The sequence below is a fragment of the Winogradskyella maritima genome (genome assembly GCF_042650215.1).
Classification (GTDB): Bacteria; Bacteroidota; Bacteroidia; order Flavobacteriales; family Flavobacteriaceae; genus Winogradskyella; species Winogradskyella maritima.
In genome coordinates this window covers 571,352-589,134 of record NZ_JBHSAT010000004.1, presented here as the reverse complement: position 1 = coordinate 589,134, position 17,783 = coordinate 571,352, and the positions used below count along the sequence as shown (strand labels likewise).

Here is a 17,783-nt window from a genome sequence, read left to right as displayed (position 1 = left end):
GTTACGATTTAATCTATTGATTTTCAGAGTTTTATTAAATATAAAATCCGCCATAATTGCTTATAGCGGATTTTTTGTGGAGAAGACGGGATTCGAACCCGTGACCTCTTGACTGCCAGTCAAGCACTCTAGCCAACTGAGCTACATCCCCAAAATTCAGTCGTAAATATACTATCTATTTTAAACCTCGCAATACCAAAACCGGTAAAGTAGAGCTGTGAAAATCTTTTTTTAGAATGGTGTTGTCTTCCCAAAGTTTGGTGAAAAACCCACGCTGGCGTCTCACTACACAAATTAAACCTGGGTCAAAACTTATTTTATGTTCCAACAACCCTTGAAAGGTCGTTGCGTTCTCCGTAATTTTTGTGTCAGAAACTGAACTCTTTAAAGCATCATCTATATCAAAATCACCTTCATTATAAAACGGTGTTTTTACCAATAATAAATTCAATGTTGAATTAAATCTAGACCTGATGGATAACAACGGATTTAAAGCATTGTCCTTTTTGATGATGGCTGATTTAACGGCCATTAAAATAGATTCAATCGGTTTGAAACTATAATTTTCTGGAACAATCAATGCTGGGATTTGCGTTTGCTTCACGATTTTTCCAGACGTTTTTCCGAGATAAACTTCATCCTTAATGGAATTGGTTCTCGGTTCGAGCACAATTAAATCAATATCCAATGCTTTGCAGGCTAGCTCTAAGGTGTCAATCAATTTCCCTTTAAAGACTCTAGTAATCACCTCAACGCCTTTTTTGTCTACGGAAGCAACGTGGCCGTCTAAAAAGCTCTGGCTTTCACGCTCCAAAATATGGTCAACTTTTATCATGGTACCCGCTTTGGTGTACACATTGTAAATCTGAACCACATAAACTTTAGCATCAAATTCTGAAGCAAAATCAATAGCATATTGCAAATGACTTTGTGCATTTTTTGAGGAGCCAACAGGAACGAGTATATTTTTCATAATTCCGAAATTAAGGTCTAACTTTGGTGGCAAAAGTACGATTATTTAATGATACGAAAGGCCAACCAAGCCGATATCGAACCCATCTTAGAACTGACCAAGGCTTGTGCTAAACACATGATAAGCAAGGGCATATTTCAATGGAACGAACATTACCCAAGCCGGTCTGCTTTTGAAAACGATGTGGAACGCTCAGAACTCTATGTACTTTTAAACAAAGAACAGATTATAGGTACTTTAGTCTGCTCCACCCATATGGATGATGAGTACATTCCCATACAATGGTTAACTCCCAATGACAAAAATCTGTATATCCATCGTCTAGCCGTTCATCCTAATTATCAAGGTCAAGGCTACGCGCAACAACTTATGAATTTTGCTGAAGCGTATGCTGAAAAGCATTTTTTTGATTCTGTTCGTCTCGATACTTTTTCTCAAAATACAAGAAATCAAAAGTTCTATGAACATCGCGGATATCAGCGATTGGGGAATATCTATTTCCCGAAACAGAGTGAACATCCATTCTACTGTTACGAATTGGTTTTATGACTATCTTAAGCACAAAGCAGATTAACAAATTGGCCATTCCTGCTTTGATTTCTGGAATTTCAGAGCCTATTTTATCCTTAACTGACGCCGCCATCGTTGGAAATATAGACTTTAATGCCACAGAATCTTTGGCCGCTGTTGGTATAGTCAGCACCTTTTTATCGATGCTGATTTGGGTATTGGGCCAAACCCGAAGCGCAATTTCATCCATTATTTCACAATACCTCGGCGCTGGAAAATTAGAAGCAGTGAAAAACTTACCAAGCCAAGCTATTTTTTTAATAACCAGCTTAAGTGTCCTTATCATTCTATTAACCTATCCATTTTCGGAACAGATTTTTGGCTTTTACAATGCTGAAGGCACCACACTTGCTTATTGTAATGACTATTATAAAATTAGGGTGTTTGGATTTCCATTTACCTTATTTACCATAGCCGTTTTCGGAACGTTTAGAGGTTTACAGAACACCTTTCACCCCATGATTATTGCTATCATCGGGGCTGTGGCCAATATTATTTTAGATGTCATTCTGGTCTATGGTATTGAAGGCTATATCGACCCCATGAACATAAAAGGTGCAGCTTATGCCAGCGTATTTGCCCAACTTTTAATGGCGCTTTTATCGCTCTATTATATTTTGAAAAAAACGGATATTCCAGTCATTGTCTCATTTCCGTTTAACAAGGAAATCAAGCGTTTTTCATTAATGATTTTAAATCTCTTTGTTAGAACATTGGCTTTAAATACAACCTTGTATTTTGCGACAAGTTATGCCACCGACTACGGAACGGTCTACATCGCCGCTTATACTATCGCAATAAATCTGTGGTTCTTTGGCGCCTTTTTAATTGATGGTTATGCCAGTGCGGGAAACATTTTGTCAGGTCGGTTGTATGGTGCCAAATCGTATTCAGAATTAATAAAACTTAGCAAAAAGTTAATAAAATTTGGCGTGATTTCAGGATTACTTATGGCCTTGGTTGGCGCACTATTTTACTATCCTATAGGCCGAATTTTCACTAACGAACCCGAAGTCTTAAACGCCTTTTATGATATCTTCTGGATTGTCTTAGCCATGCAACCCCTCTGTGCTATCGCCTTTATTTTTGATGGTATGTTTAAAGGTCTAGGCTGGATGAAATACCTGCGTAACATACTATTGGGCGCTACCTTTTTGGTTTTTGTGCCCTTGTTGCTCTGGCTAGATAGTCTTGAGCTACAACTTTACGGCATCTTCATCGCGTTCACTCTCTGGATTGTTGCGCGAGGCGTGCCTTTGCTTATAAAATTTTACAAAACCTTCCGACCACTAGCCCAAAACCCTTAAATTTACGGCAGTAACTAACGTTTCAATTATTTGGATTATGGATAACATGTTGTTTTTAGTCTTGGCAATCGTCTTGATTGTCGTGTATTTTGTAAATCGAAATCGCAGACGTTAATGAGTAACATTAGGATTACAAAGCAGTTTTCATTTGAAACTGGCCACGCCCTTTACGGTTATGACGGTAAATGCAAAAACGTCCACGGACACAGTTACCGCCTAGATGTTACTGTTATCGGAACACCTATCAACGATATCACTAACGTAAAGTTTGGAATGGTCATAGACTTTGGAGATTTAAAGAAAATCGTAAAACAAGAAATTGTAGATGTCTTTGACCACGCTACGGTTTTCAATAAAAATACACCCCATGTTCAACTTGCCAAGGAACTCCAGGACCGCGGACACAACGTTCTTTTGGTAGATTACCAGCCGACTAGCGAAATGATGGTCATTGACTTTGCTAAAAAAATCAAGAAACACCTACCAGCTAATATTTACCTTCACTCCTTAAAACTTCAAGAGACCGCAACATCATTCGCAGAATGGTTTGCCAGTGATAATGATTGAAGCCACACACATAACAATTCCTGAAGGCAAGAAAATTTATTTTGCATCTGACAATCATTTAGGCGCTCCAGATTTTAAGGCTTCGCTACCGCGCGAAAAAAAATTCGTGGCTTGGTTGGACGAGATCAAAAAAGATGCAGCAGCTATATTTCTTCTAGGCGATTTGTTCGATTTTTGGTTTGAATATAAAACCGTTGTTCCAAAAGGCTTTACACGTACATTAGGTAAACTTGCCGAAATTGCTGATTCAGGTATTCCCATCCACTATTTTGTTGGTAATCACGATTTATGGATGAATGGTTATTTTGAAGAAGAGTTAGGCATTCCTGTTTATCACGGCCCAAAAGATTTCATCTCAGGGAGCACTTCTTTTTTTATAGGACACGGTGATGGCTTGGGACCACATGACAAAGGTTACAAACGTATGAAAAAGGTCTTCAAAAGTCCGTTTTTCAACTGGTTGTTCCGATGGGGGCATCCTGATATTGGAATGCGTATTGCACAGTACTTTTCTGTAAAGAACAAAATGATTTCGGGCGATGACGATGCTAAATTTCTTGGTGAAGACAACGAATGGTTAGCTCAATACTCCAAACGAAAACTAGAACAACAGCATCGGGATTATTTTGTATTTGGCCATCGCCATTTACCATTAGAAATTCAATTGAACGAGCGTTCAAAATACGTAAATCTCGGCGACTGGATTCAGTATTTCACCTATGGCGAATTCGATGGGAAAACATTAGAATTGAAAACTTATTCTGAAGGAGACGCCTGATGTTCTTTAACATCTTTGGTTAAATCGAGTTCCCTTAACGCTGTGTTTTTAATACCAATTACCCCAACAACAATTAGTGTTACCGTACCGCCCAACATAACGGCTAAAGGCGCCCCAAAAATCTTGGCAGCAATGCCACTTTCTAGGGCACCCAATTCGTTAGACGACCCTACAAACATAGAATTAACAGCACCAACACGGCCACGCATTTCATCTGGTGTTTTAATCTGCAAAATGGTTTGACGCACTACCATTGAAATACCATCAAACACTCCTGAAAAGAACAAGGCCAAAACACTCAGCCATAATAATTTTGAAGCGCCAAAAACGATCATAAAGAGGCCAAACCCAAATACGGAAATCAATAGCTTTTTTCCCGTACTTTTTGTAATCGGAAGATAAGTTGTTGCAAGCATGGCAACAATGCTTCCTGTTGAAAGCGCCGCATTCAGCAATCCGAAGCCTTTAGGCCCTGCATCTAAAACATCTTTGGCAAAGACAGCAAAAATAGCAACAGCACCTCCAAACAAAACGGCAATCATGTCCAGAGTTAAAGCGCCTAAAATCACTTTGTCATTAAAGACAAATCGCAAACCTGCTTTTAAACTATCGCCAACAGATTCTCCGATGCGCTTGTTCAGTATTGGTTTTTTGGAAATGAAAAACACTAAGAACAAGGCTAACATTACCAAAGCGAAAATGATGCCTAATGTATGATGCGCCCCAATCCAAGCAATTAAAAATCCCCCGCAAAGTGCACCAAACACGCTTGCACCTTTCCAAGTACTACTACTCCATGTGGCTGCATTGGGATAAGCCTTTTTAGGAACAATTAGTGCAATTAATGAAAATATGGTTGGTCCGAAAAAAGCACGCAGTACACCTCCAAAAAAGATCAACCCATAAATACAGTATAAAATTCGGTTGGTTTTCCACTGCAACTCAATGGTTTCAGACGTCAGCCAATACAGCCCGAAACTTATCAAAGAAAATAGAGCGATACAGAGCACAAACAAGTTTCGTTTTTCTTTTTTATCAACGATATGACCAGCAAACGGCGCTAGAAGAAAGGCGGGGACAAACTCACATAGCCCAATAATTCCGAGACTTAATTCATCGTTAGTCATGGCATATACCTGCCATTCTATAACAACAAACTGCATGGACCAACCAAATACTAAAGCAAAGCGCGCCAATAAAAAAATGTTGAATTCTTTGTGGCGTAAGGCTTGGTATGGGTCGGTTTTACTCACAGGTTTAATTTTCAGACCTGTCAGGTTTTGGAAACCTGACAGGTCTTATTTTTATTTTATATCCTTCAATTTAAGTTGAAGGCTTACATTACCATTCCAATGGTTTTCGTCAATACTATAAGCGGCAGAAAATGATTTTCCATTCGTAATTAAATCGCATTTATCGCCCAACCCGAAACCTATTGCAACTATTTTGCCTAGTCCTTTTTGGGTTGCTGTTAACCGTAAATGTTTATCATCCTCGCCAACACATTTGCCGTAGCCTGTATCCCTTAAGTTGGATGACATAAATACAGGCGACATATTCCCTGGACCAAATGGAGCAAACTGACTGAGTATTCTATACAGTCTTTGATCTATTTGATTCAAACCAATTTCAGCATCAATCTTCAATTCTGGTGTCAGCAGTTTAGGATCTATGCTATTGGCGACTACCGCTTCAAACTTGGCTTTGAATTTTTCATAATTTTCAGGTAATAAGGTCAATCCGGCAGCATATTTATGCCCACCAAACTGTTCAATATAGTCTGAACATTCTTCAAGAGCATTATACACATCAAATCCTGATACAGACCGTGCAGAGGCCGCTAGCTTATCACCACTTTTAGTAAACACCAATGTGGGGCGATAGTAAGTTTCAATCAATCGGGAAGCGACAATACCAATAACACCTTTGTGCCAATCCTCTTGATACACCACAGTTGTATAGCCTTCTTGCTCATTATTCTTTTCAATAAGTGCTAAAGCCTCTTCGGTAATGCGTTTGTCCGTTTCTCGTCGGTCTGTGTTAAATTCATCTATATCAACGGCATATTGCGCAGCCATATTAAAATCCGTTTCAGTGAGTAGACTTACTGCATGATTACCATGTTTCATGCGACCTGCGGCATTGATTCGTGGAGCAATGATAAACACCACATCCGTGATGGTTAATTCATCTTTTTTGACTTCAGCTATAATGGCTTTCATCCCAGCTCTGGGATTAGTATTAATCACTTGAAGCCCCAAATACGCCAAAGCCCGATTCTCATCAACAATAGGCACAATATCTGCTCCTATGGCTGTCGCAACTAAATCCAAATACTCCATCAAATCTTCAGGCGTCTGACCATCTTTTTGCGCCAATGCAGATATCAATTTAAAGCCAACCCCACAACCACAGAGTTCTTTAAATGGATAATTGCAATCAGAGCGTTTAGGGTCTAAAACAGCAACTGCATCAGGCATAGTTTCTCCAGGTCGGTGATGGTCACAAATGATAAAATCAATACCTTTTTCCTTGGCATACGCTACTTTTTCAATCGCTTTTACGCCACAATCCAAGGCTATTATCAGTGTAAAATCATTATCGTGCGCAAAGTCTATGCCTTTGTACGAAATCCCATAACCTTCATCATAGCGATCTGGAATGTACGTGGCAACTTGTTGTATTTTCGTTTTTAAATAGGAAGACATCAGGGCTACAGACGTTGTTCCGTCCACATCATAATCGCCATAAACCAAAATATTTTCGTTATTGGCAATGGCGCTTTCAATACGGGAGACGGCTTTATCCATATCCTTCATCAAAAATGGGTCGTGCAAATGCTCAAAACTAGGTCTAAAAAAGGTCTTGGCTTTCTCGTACGTATCAATACCACGTTGCACTAAAAGCGTGGCCACAATAGCATCGACATTAAGCGCATTTTTTATGGCGCTTACAGTTTCAGGATTGGGTTTTGATTTTAAGGTCCAACGCATAGTGTTCTAATTTTGCCTTGCTTCAAATTTAGATTGAATTATTTCTTGTACCGATTTATTTTCGATTTTACTTTCTAACCAAGACAAAATGTCCAAATAGAGAAAGGCGCGTCGCTCGTATGGATGATGTTCATAAGCCTTTAAACGCTCGTGCAAATCTTTAAAGGCGCTCTTTAATTGATGTGGGTAAATATCTTGAAGCCTTCGAATAAAAGCAATCATTTCCTTTTGAACTTTGTGCAAATCATTCATTTTAATAAGGAATTTATAGGTGCTTTTTAAAAGACTTTCCAAATGATAATCAATTCCGGCTTCATAATGAGCCACCAAATTGAGCACGCGTGAAAAGCAAAGCAGGTCTTCCCTAATTATTATGGCTTTGTTCGAAATGATTTTATCGAGATAAAAAATTGTTTTTTTATTGTTTCCGGCGCCAAAATGAAGGCTGGCAAACTTATAATAAAACACCATTTTATGATGCTCAGTAATATAGGTGTTGTGGGCTTTTAAAGCGTCTTCAATCTTAGGGATAAGATATATGCCTTCAGAAAAACTACCATCTATAAAATGGGCATTTATTTTATGAAAATTAAGATACAGAAATGACAGTGTGGTAACATTTTCATCTTTCGGAAAGCTTTTGGAGGCCAACGTATTCTCAAACGTCTGGTAATGCAAATCAAACCGTTTTTTATCCTGAAGAAAAAACAAGGACTCCAATAGATAGTTATTCCCTTTTAAGAAAAATACAGGGTTTAACTGAATCATGGCTTCGCTTTCATGAAACAAGTCTACCCATTTTGAAGCAAACTTGTAACAACTCAAAAAGTCTTGCATCAAAAAGCTATACCACACGTGTGCCTTGAAGTACCAAAACTTTTCTCTAAACCCTGCTTTAGAAATATCGAATTCGGGCAGATGGCTCTCAAAAAAGCTCTTAATTTTAGCACTTTCTGCCTCATCTTTTATGTATCCAGATTTTAGGATGTAACTGTACAATTGCAGGGATAAGTTAGATAATCTACTAGTGATTACATTTTCCTGGCTGAGCTGTTTCGCTTCTCTAGCCAATTCATCGGCACGGGTAGATACACTATGGGTAATGTACTGTGACTCAATAACCTTCTCTAACTCCACAATCTCAAAAGCCATGTTTTTTTCTTCGTTGATTATAGCAACGCCCTTAGCTTTGTCTAAAATCTTTAAACTCTGCTTGTACAGTCCTTTATGGTATAAAATTGATGCAAAATCTAATTGTTCCCTAATCTGTGAACGCACATTGTGATGGGACGGATTCAATTTTAAACTGATTAAAATCTGCTTGTACAAATGGGCTTTAACATTAGCCAACTGTTGCTTTTTTATGAATCCCGATTTTAGAATGTCCCTTTCATTATAGGTTTTTGACTTATCTAGAAGGTTGAATAAATTCAAAAATTTTGAATCAGAATTAACATCGAGACGGCCCACGTACAACTTGAATTGGCGCTTTTCGGACTTGGTCAAGGATTTTACCAAAGAGAATAAATGGTCTTTATGTGTCTTAGTTATCACCAAAAAATAAGTTTAACATCCTGTAAATCAGTTTTGTAAAATCCTTATTCGATTTTGAACATCGTAAAATCAAATCGCTTTGAATGGATTTAGATAATACCAAGGTATAAATTCGTAAGAAATAGAAACCTTTATTTTCAAAAATGTCAGATAACAGAATTCAAATCTTCGATACAACGCTTCGTGATGGCGAGCAGGTGCCAGGCTGTAAATTAAATACAGAACAAAAACTGGTTATTGCTGAGCAACTAGATGCATTGGGCGTAGATGTTATAGAAGCTGGGTTTCCTGTTTCTAGTCCAGGAGATTTCAAATCGGTCGAGGCTATTTCAAAATTAGTCAAAAATGCGACAGTTTGTGGACTAACCCGTTCCTTGCAAAAGGACATTAGAGTCGCTTCAGAAGCATTGCAATATGCCGTTAGGCCACGTATTCATACTGGTATAGGGACTTCAGATTTTCACATCGTTCACAAATTTCAATCCACGCAAGGTGCTATTCTAGAGCGTGCTTATGACGCCGTAAAGTATGCCAAATCCTTTGTTGAAGACGTAGAGTTTTATGCCGAGGATGCAGGTCGTACAGATAATGAATTTTTAGCTCGAGTCTGTGAAACCGCAATTAAAGCAGGAGCCACCGTATTAAATATTCCAGATACTACGGGCTATTGCTTGCCACATGAATATGGCGAAAAAATAAAATACCTAAAGGAAAATGTAAATGGTATTGACAAGGCTATTCTTTCCGTGCATTGCCATAACGACCTTGGCTTGGCCACAGCCAACTCTATTGCTGGCGCAATTAACGGTGCCAGACAGATTGAGTGTACTATAAACGGCATCGGTGAGCGTGCAGGCAACACTGCATTAGAAGAAGTAGTCATGGTTTTAAAACAACATCCGGATTTAAAATTAGACACCGCCATTAATACATCCATGCTTTACGGCATAAGTCAATTAGTTAGTGATAATATGGGCATTTTTACTCAACCCAATAAAGCTATTGTAGGTGCCAATGCCTTTGCACATAGCTCTGGTATCCACCAAGATGGTGTTATAAAAAATAGAGAGACATATGAAATTATTGATCCTAAGGATGTTGGGGTTACAGAGTCTGCTATCGTTTTAACGGCACGCAGTGGTCGGGCGGCTTTGGCCTATCGTTCTAAAAAAGTAGGATATGATTTAACCAAACTGCAGTTGGATGAAGTCTATGCCAAATTCCTCGATTTCGCAGATAAAAAGAAAGAAGTTAATGACAATGACATTCACCAAATCATTGAGACTAGTAAAATTTATAATGAAATCAGCGCCTAGATGAAACCAAAAACATTATTTGACAAAGTTTGGGACGCCCACGTGGTGAGCACTATTAAAAATGGTCCACAGATTTTATACATAGACAAACACCTCATTCACGAGGTCACCAGCCCGCAAGCTTTTAATGAATTAGAGCAACGCGGTATCCCTGTGTTCAGACCCAAGCAAATTATTGCTACGGCCGACCACAATACGCCAACATTAAATCAAGATCAACCCATAAAGGATGCGCTCTCCAAACTTCAGTTAGAACAGCTTTCAAAAAACTGTAATAAAAATAATATTAAGCTTTATGAATTAGGTCATAAATACAATGGAATTGTGCATGTAATGGCTCCAGAATTAGGTATTACCCAGCCCGGATTAACCATGGTCTGTGGCGACAGTCATACCTCCACCCATGGTGCTTTCGGAGCCATTGCTTTTGGTATTGGCACCAGCCAGGTCGCCCAGGTTTTTGCCAGTCAATGCCTTCTCTTAACCAAGCCAAAAAGTTTGAGGGTGACGGTAAATGGAAAATTAAAGAAGGGTGTGCTTCCCAAGGATGTTATTTTGTATATCATATCAAAAATAGGCACCAATGCTGGCACGGGTTATTTTTGCGAATATGCAGGTAATGTGTTTGAAGACATGAGTATGGAAGGCCGTATGACGGTTTGTAATATGAGCATTGAAATGGGCGCGCGTGGCGGTATAATTGCCCCGGATGAAACCACTTTTAATTATTTGAAGGGGCGGAAATTTGCCCCAAAAGGTGATGGCTTTAAAAAGAAAGTCGCCAAATGGAAAACCTTACCCACGGATGACAATGCCGTATTTGATAAAGAATACCACTTTGATGCAGAAGACATAGAACCGATGATAACCTATGGTACCAATCCAGGTATGGGAATTAAAATTTCTGGGCATATTCCTATGGAAAGAGGCAACTCTTTTAACAAGGCATTAAACTACATGAATTTTGAAGCCGGAGAAAGGCTAATCAACAAACCCATTGATTATGTTTTTATTGGTAGTTGCACCAATTCTAGGATTGAAGATTTTAGAATTGCCGCCGATTACATAAAAGGCAAACAAAAAGCAGCTCACGTTACTGCTTGGCTGGTACCAGGAAGTAAACAAGTTGAAAAGCAGATTATTGCAGAAGGATTAAAAACCGTTTTTAATGATGCGGGCTTTGAACTTCGGCAACCAGGCTGTTCTGCCTGTTTAGCTATGAATGATGACAAAATTCCTGAAGGTGCCTATTGTGTCTCAACCTCAAACAGAAACTTTGAAGGCCGTCAAGGCCAAGGCGCACGAACTATTTTAGCCAGCCCTTTAGTTGCTGCAGCATCTGCAATTGCCGGTAAAATTGTTGATGTGACCAAAGAAAAAGTCGCCTTAGAACCTTTGGCAGTCTAAAATCGTAACTGATACTTTTATCTTATAAAACTCAATGGAAAAATTTAACACCATAACATCCAGAGCCATTCCCGTGAATATTGAGAATGTGGATACCGACCAAATCATTCCGGCGCGCTTTTTAAAAGCAACGAACAAGAAAGGGTTTGGTGACAACGTCTTCAGAGATTGGCGTTACCATAAAAACGGAAGTCTAAACGCAGATTTTGTATTGAACAATTCAAAGTTTTCAGGTGAAATCCTTGTAGCTGGCAATAATTTCGGCTGTGGTTCAAGCAGGGAACATGCGGCTTGGGCTCTTGCCGGCTATGGTTTTAAGGTTGTGGTTTCTAGCTTTTTTGCTGATATTTTTAAGGGTAATGCCTTAAATAACGGATTGCTTCCTGTTCAAGTTTCGGAGAACTTTCTAAATATTCTTTTTCAAACAATTGAAGCGTATCCCGAAACCGAAATAGAGGTTAACCTAGAAGAACAGACCATAGCACTAGTTAATTCAAACCTAAACGAACATTTTGATATCGATGCCTATAAAAAGACTTGCCTTATCAATGGCTATGATGATATCGACTATCTTATTAATAATAAACCACTGATTGAAGCTTTCGAAGCTCGAAACTATTAAGCTTAAACTAAATGAAACTAAAAATAGCTGTTTTACCTGGTGATGGAATCGGCCCTGAAGTTACAGGTCAAGCCGTAAAGGCATTAAAATCTATCGCTACTGAGTTTAATCATCATTTTCAATTTGTATATGCTGATGTCGGAGCTGTTGCTATTGAAAAATACAATAACCCGTTACCTTACGCAACTGTTGAGCTATGTAAAAAAAGTGATGCCATATTATTTGGCGCCATTGGCCATCCTAAGTACGACAACGATCCTAATGCTAAGGTAAGACCAGAACAAGGTTTACTAAAACTTAGGAAAGAACTAGGGCTTTATGCTAATATTAGACCTGTGAAGGCTTATGATGCGCTGCTAGATAAATCACCTTTAAAGAGACACATCATTAAAGGAACGGATATTTGCATTTATCGTGAATTAACCGGAGGCATCTACTTCGGAAAAAAATACCTCAGCGATGACGGAGAAATTGCTTCAGATTTGTGTGAATATTCCAAGAAGGAAATTGAACGTATAGCCGTATTGGCCTTTGAAGCTGCCCAAAGTCGTAAGAATAAAGTCACTTTGGTAGATAAGGCTAACGTGCTTGAAAGCTCAAGACTTTGGAGACGTGTTGTTACTGAAATTTCAAAAGACTACCCGGATGTTGAATTAGACTTTTTATTTGTAGACAATGCCGCCATGCAACTCATTCTTAACCCTAAGCAGTTTGATGTCATCCTTACAGAAAATCTATTTGGGGACATTATCAGTGATGAAGCCAGTGTCATTGGGGGATCAATCGGATTATTGGCATCAGCATCAGTAGGCGCTAAACACGCCTTGTTTGAGCCTATCCATGGCTCGTTCCCACAGGCAACAGGAAAAGGTATTGCCAATCCCATTGCCTCGATTTTATCGGCGGCCATGCTCTTAGAACACTTTGGGCTTAACAATGAGGCCGAATTAATTCGTCTTGGGGTAGAAAAAGCCTTAAAACTGAAAATTACAACCCCAGATATCAATCCAGAATCTAACTCTATTACAACATCTAATGTTGGCGATTTTATAGAAGACTTCATTTACAACCCAAAAGACACCAATCATAATTTTATTAATATACATTTGGGGCAATCCACAATCATATAAGTCATGTCCCAAGAACCCAAACTGAAACGTTTTAATCAAAACGTTCTTTCAAAATATCAGATATACAATAGTATATTTATGACCTTGCCTTTTGATTCGCTTTCAAAAACCGTGGCCTTATTGCCTTTGTTTTATGAAACCTGTAAAAAAGGATTTGATAATAACGATGACCCAACAACCATCGTCGATACTTTTTTCAAAAAATATCAGGCAAGACGCTCATCCCAAAGCCAGATTAATCTGTTGTTTCGGTTTATTCAATATATAGAACGTCAGGTGGTTTTGTTTGATGCTGTTGAAGATGCCGCCTTTTCCATCGTGAATAATATGGAAGGTATCGGAACCTTAAGGAACCTGAAAGAAAGCGCTCAAGCCGAAAATAAAAAACACCTTTTACAGGAATATCTTGAAGCCTTTAAGGTAAGAATTGTATTAACGGCGCACCCCACGCAATTTTATCCAGGCTCAGTATTGGGCATCATAACCGATTTGGCCAAAGCCATAAAGGAAGATAACCTTATTGAGATCCGAAGTCTACTTGGTCAACTAGGTAAAACACCATTTTTTAAGGAAAAGAAACCGACGCCTTACGATGAAGCTGTCAACCTTATTTGGTATCTAAAGAATGTGTTTTATAAGTCTTTCGGAAGTATTTACGACTATGTACAATACAATATTTTTGATGAAAAAAATACCTCAAACCCTATTATAAACGTTGGGTTTTGGCCAGGTGGTGATCGGGACGGAAACCCGTTTGTTACTTCTCAGATTACCCTTGATGTGGCACAAAAACTTAAAGAGGCTATCCTTAAAAACTACATTGCGGACATCAAATACCTCAAAAGACGACTCACTTTTAAAGGTATAGAACATCGTGTAGCAGAACTAAACGAAAAACTTGTTGACGCCCTTCTAAACCCAGACCGCTCAGATCATTTATCGCTTGACGACTTTAGGTCTGAACTTATGGGTATAAGAGAAACGCTTATACGTGAGCATCAGTCTTTGTTTGTGGATAATGTGACCTCGCTAATCAACAAAACTACGTTGTTTGGATATCACTTCGCTAGCTTGGACATTAGGCAAGACAGCCGTGTTCATGACGCTATGTTCACTGCTTTAGTAAAGGAATTGATTGATAACGGAAGCGACTTATTTCCCGAAGATTTCTTTCAGCTCACTATAAAGGAACAATGCAAGCATTTATCCGAAATTTCGGGTACAATTTCGGGTATTACCTTTAAAAATGAGGATGCAGTTAAAATGATTGATACCGTAAAAGCCATGAAATCCATTCAACAAAAAAATGGCGAAATTGCTTGTAATCGTTACATCATAAGTAACAACCAATCCACGCTAAATGTGCTTCAGTTGTACGCTATGCTCAAAATCATAGCATTTAATGATGAACTGACTGCAGACGTCGTACCATTGTTTGAAACGGTTACAGATTTAGAAGCCTCACCAAAAGTGATGGGCGAATTGTATGCTAATCCTAACTACAGACAACACTTGCAACGTCGCGACAATAAGCAAACCATAATGCTGGGCTTTAGTGACGGCACAAAAGATGGAGGATATCTCATGGCCAATTGGGCAATTTATAAAGCCAAGGAAGCACTGACCAAATTGTCTAGAGCCAACGGCATAGAAGTAATCTTCTTTGATGGACGTGGCGGCCCACCAGCCCGTGGTGGTGGCAAAACACATCAATTTTATGCCTCGTTAGGCCCACAGATTGAAGACAAAGAAATACAACTCACCATACAAGGCCAGACCATCAGTTCTAATTTTGGAACTGTAGACTCATCCAGATATAATATGGAACAGTTAATCAGTTCTGGTATTTCAAATCATTTAAACACTAATGCGTTAAGCATAACGGAGAGTGATAGAAAAGTAATGAATGATTTGGCAAACATCAGCTATAAAGCCTACGTAGACTTTAAAAGCCATCCAAAATTTCTTTCTTATTTAGAGCACATGAGTACCCTAAAGTATTATGCTAAAACGAATATTGGAAGCCGCCCATCCAAGCGCGGCAAATCTGATGGCTTAGTATTTTCAGACTTAAGGGCAATTCCGTTTGTAGGATCTTGGAGCCAATTAAAACAGAATGTTCCTGGTTTTTTTGGAGTGGGTACGGCGTTACAGTATTATGAAGACCACAATAAATTTGAAGACGTACAACAGTTGTTTCAATCATCCCGGTTTTTCAGAACACTCATCGCCAATAGTATGATGTCTCTGTCTAAATCATTTTTTGATTTAACACGTTATATGTCCGAAGATGAAGAATACGGAGAGTTTTGGCAATTGATCCATGCTGAATACGAGAGAAGTAAACGCCTTATCTTAAAACTGACTGGATTTGAAAACTTAATGCAGGATGAACCGGTTTCAAAAGCGTCTATACACGTGAGAGAGCAAATTGTCTTACCATTACTGACCATTCAACAGTATGCTTTAAAGAAAATTCAAGCTTTGGAAAAGGAACACCCTAAAGATAAAGAACAAATTGCCATTTTTGAAAAGATGGTCACCCGTTCCTTATTTGGGAATATTAATGCCAGTAGAAACTCGGCATAGACCGTAATATAAAGATGCAACTTTGTAATAAAAACAAATTGTATATCAATAAAAACCTCTAAATAATTGCTTAGAGGTTTTTGTTTAAAAAATATAACTCTTTATTCTCTATTGCTTTATCAATATCAACGGTAACATATTTGTGGCTATTAAAAAACCGTCTTGAATCTGTAAGTTTTATTGTTGCCACTTGTTTGCCGTTTTCCTTTTTTTCGATAGATGTTATAACGACTTTACTGCCCTTTAGGTTGTCATAATTAACAATTCCTCCTTTCTTAATTATAAAATTTGCTTTTGGAAAATTAATGTATTTGTAATTGTTGTCTTTAACGTTTCCTATTTCAAAAACATCATCAACGTTGTACGTTGAAGACGAGCTTTGAGAGTAGGAAAAAGCAGAAATTATAAATGCAAAAACTGAACTAAAAATGTATTTTTTCATAATTTAAACTATTAACACTATAGTAATTTAAAATTATTATCAATATATAGCTAATAATTTAAAATTACAATGGAACATATTTATGAAATTTAGAGCCTAGCTTCACAGATTTAAATCATAATTAAAAAATTAGTGACTTATGAGGTTTTTATTAAAACGGCTAACCCTTCTAATTTAGAAAACCAGATAAGTCTTTATTTATTCTTAAAACCCAAAAACCTTCTATGCTCATTACATAGAAGGTTTTCTTCAATAAACAACTTATCTAATTAAGGATAATCCATTAAAACAATACTTTATTATTATTGCTCATTTAATCTAAAGTCTGGGTATGCGTCCATGCCATGTTCATGGGCATCTAATCCTTCAAGCTCTTCACGTTCAGATACTCTGATTCCCACGGTTTTCTTCAAAATGGATAGAATTATGAAAGCAGAAATAAAACTAATTGCCGCATAAGAGACAACGCCAATGAGTTGACTTAAAACTTGTGCTCCTCCGGCAAGTTTTCCGAAGAGACCTACGGCAAGAGTTCCCCAAATACCACAAACTAAATGTACAGCAATAGCCCCAACAGGGTCATCTAATTTTAATCGGTCAATTAATGAAACCGCAAATACAATAATCGCGCCAGCAATAGCACCTATAATGATAGCGTCTGTAGGGCTCATTTGGTCTGCACCAGCTGTAATACCCACTAAGCCTCCTAATATACCATTAAGGAACATGGTTAAATCTAAATTTTTATATTTTATTGCAGAGACTAATGCGGCAACAACACCTCCGGAGGCAGCGGCCAAGCATGTCGTTACTAAAGTTAGTGATGTTAATTCGGGATCTGCAGATAATACTGAGCCTCCATTAAATCCAAACCATCCTAACCATAGGATAATAACTCCGGCAGTCGCTAATGGAATGTTGTGGCCTGGTATTGCATAGAGTTTACCATTTTTAAATTTGCCGATTCTAGCCCCTAATAAGCATACAGCTACCAAGGCCGCCCAACCACCAACAGAATGTACTAAAGTAGAACCTGCAAAATCATAAAAAGGTGTTTCTAAAGTTTGTAAAAATCCACCTCCCCATTTCCATGACCCAGCAATTGGGTATATAAACCCTACATAGATTAGGGTAAATACCATAAATGGTCCAATTTTCATTCGTTCTGCAACTGCACCAGATACAATAGTGGCCGCTGTTGCTGCGAACATCCCTTGAAACAAGAAATCTGTCCAATAGGTGTAACCTTCGTTATAGGCTAAATCTAAAGTACCCGAGTCAGTTAAAGGTGCATCTAATCCAAAGCCTGCAAAACCTAAGAATCCATTGAACTCTCCAGGATACATTAAATTAAATCCAACTAGGCAATAAAGCAGTAAGCCTACACTGATAATAAAAATATTTTTAAATAATATGTTAATTGTATTTTTTTGGCGTGTAAGGCCAATTTCCAAAAATGCAAATCCTAAATGCATAAAGAAAACGAGTGCCGTACAGATCATCATCCATACATTATTTGTAGTAAGTAATTCCAT

15 protein-coding genes and 1 tRNA gene are annotated in these 17,783 nt (G+C 38.2%); 9 read left to right on the top strand and 7 right to left on the bottom strand.

Annotated elements, in window-relative coordinates:
- Positions 1-77: 77 nt before the first annotated feature.
- Both ACFOSX_RS03630 and ACFOSX_RS03625 read right to left on the bottom strand, forming a co-directional pair.
- Positions 78-151: transfer RNA gene (locus tag ACFOSX_RS03630), tRNA-Ala, on the bottom strand.
- A gap of 24 nt (positions 152-175) precedes the next feature.
- Entirely contained in the window at positions 176-973 is a 798-nt protein-coding gene (locus ACFOSX_RS03625; RefSeq protein ID WP_386097111.1) for a universal stress protein, read from the bottom strand.
- 48 nt (positions 974-1,021) lie between these two features.
- Here ACFOSX_RS03625 and ACFOSX_RS03620 point away from each other — a divergent pair, with 48 nt between their 5' ends.
- The 4 genes from ACFOSX_RS03620 (at position 1,022) to ACFOSX_RS03605 (ending at position 4,195) form a co-directional block, all read left to right on the top strand.
- Positions 1,022-1,522, top strand: a complete 501-nt coding sequence (locus tag ACFOSX_RS03620) for a GNAT family N-acetyltransferase (protein WP_386097109.1) — start codon at positions 1,022-1,024, stop codon at positions 1,520-1,522.
- Positions 1,519-2,850 carry an MATE family efflux transporter gene (locus ACFOSX_RS03615; protein WP_386097107.1) on the top strand — a complete coding sequence of 444 codons (1,332 nt, stop codon included), beginning with the start codon at positions 1,519-1,521 and terminating at the stop codon, positions 2,848-2,850. The genes ACFOSX_RS03620 and ACFOSX_RS03615 overlap by 4 nt, the downstream gene beginning before the upstream one ends.
- A gap of 114 nt (positions 2,851-2,964) precedes the next feature.
- Complete coding sequence (locus tag ACFOSX_RS03610) at positions 2,965-3,417, top strand: 6-pyruvoyl trahydropterin synthase family protein (RefSeq protein WP_386097105.1); 453 nt, start codon at positions 2,965-2,967, stop codon at positions 3,415-3,417.
- A 10-nt stretch (positions 3,418-3,427) separates the two neighbouring features.
- Positions 3,428-4,195 (top strand): UDP-2,3-diacylglucosamine diphosphatase, encoded by a 768-nt coding sequence (locus tag ACFOSX_RS03605; protein WP_386100202.1) that lies wholly within the window; start codon positions 3,428-3,430, stop codon positions 4,193-4,195.
- On the opposite strand, the gene ACFOSX_RS03600 is transcribed toward ACFOSX_RS03605, so the two are convergent.
- Genes ACFOSX_RS03600 through ACFOSX_RS03590 form a run of 3 tightly spaced genes read right to left on the bottom strand, consistent with a single transcriptional unit; the run spans position 4,174 to position 8,739 of the window.
- The gene (locus ACFOSX_RS03600) at positions 4,174-5,448 is read right to left on the bottom strand and encodes an MFS transporter (protein ID WP_386097103.1); all 1,275 of its coding nucleotides are present in this window, start codon (positions 5,446-5,448) and stop codon (positions 4,174-4,176) included. The two genes, ACFOSX_RS03605 and ACFOSX_RS03600, sit on opposite strands and share 22 nt — an antisense overlap.
- A gap of 51 nt (positions 5,449-5,499) precedes the next feature.
- Complete coding sequence (gene recJ / locus ACFOSX_RS03595; protein ID WP_386097101.1) at positions 5,500-7,188, bottom strand: single-stranded-DNA-specific exonuclease RecJ; 1,689 nt, start codon at positions 7,186-7,188, stop codon at positions 5,500-5,502.
- Between the two features lie 6 nt (positions 7,189-7,194).
- Entirely contained in the window at positions 7,195-8,739 is a 1,545-nt protein-coding gene (locus ACFOSX_RS03590) for a hypothetical protein (protein ID WP_386100199.1), read from the bottom strand.
- Between the two features lie 146 nt (positions 8,740-8,885).
- Between ACFOSX_RS03590 and ACFOSX_RS03585 the strand changes: the two genes are divergently transcribed.
- From ACFOSX_RS03585 to ACFOSX_RS03565, 5 genes are read left to right on the top strand one after another with little or no spacing between them, the layout of a single operon-like run.
- Entirely contained in the window at positions 8,886-10,058 is a 1,173-nt protein-coding gene (locus tag ACFOSX_RS03585; RefSeq protein WP_386097099.1) for a 2-isopropylmalate synthase, read from the top strand.
- Positions 10,059-11,465, top strand: coding sequence for a 3-isopropylmalate dehydratase large subunit (leuC, locus tag ACFOSX_RS03580; protein WP_386097097.1), 1,407 nt, complete (start codon positions 10,059-10,061; stop codon positions 11,463-11,465).
- Between the two features lie 34 nt (positions 11,466-11,499).
- On the top strand, positions 11,500-12,087 hold the full coding sequence (gene leuD, locus ACFOSX_RS03575) for a 3-isopropylmalate dehydratase small subunit (RefSeq protein WP_386097095.1): 588 nt from the start codon (positions 11,500-11,502) through the stop codon (positions 12,085-12,087).
- Positions 12,088-12,098: 11 nt separating this feature from the next.
- Positions 12,099-13,217 (top strand): 3-isopropylmalate dehydrogenase, encoded by a 1,119-nt coding sequence (gene leuB / locus ACFOSX_RS03570; RefSeq protein ID WP_386097093.1) that lies wholly within the window; start codon positions 12,099-12,101, stop codon positions 13,215-13,217.
- A 3-nt stretch (positions 13,218-13,220) separates the two neighbouring features.
- Complete coding sequence (locus ACFOSX_RS03565; protein ID WP_386097091.1) at positions 13,221-15,806, top strand: phosphoenolpyruvate carboxylase; 2,586 nt, start codon at positions 13,221-13,223, stop codon at positions 15,804-15,806.
- Positions 15,807-15,876: 70 nt separating this feature from the next.
- Here the strand turns inward: ACFOSX_RS03565 and ACFOSX_RS03560 are convergent, their stop codons facing one another.
- On the bottom strand, positions 15,877-16,248 hold the full coding sequence (locus ACFOSX_RS03560; RefSeq protein ID WP_386097089.1) for a dihydroorotase: 372 nt from the start codon (positions 16,246-16,248) through the stop codon (positions 15,877-15,879).
- A gap of 302 nt (positions 16,249-16,550) precedes the next feature.
- Positions 16,551-17,783, bottom strand: coding sequence for an ammonium transporter (locus ACFOSX_RS03555; protein ID WP_386097087.1), 1,233 nt, complete (start codon positions 17,781-17,783; stop codon positions 16,551-16,553).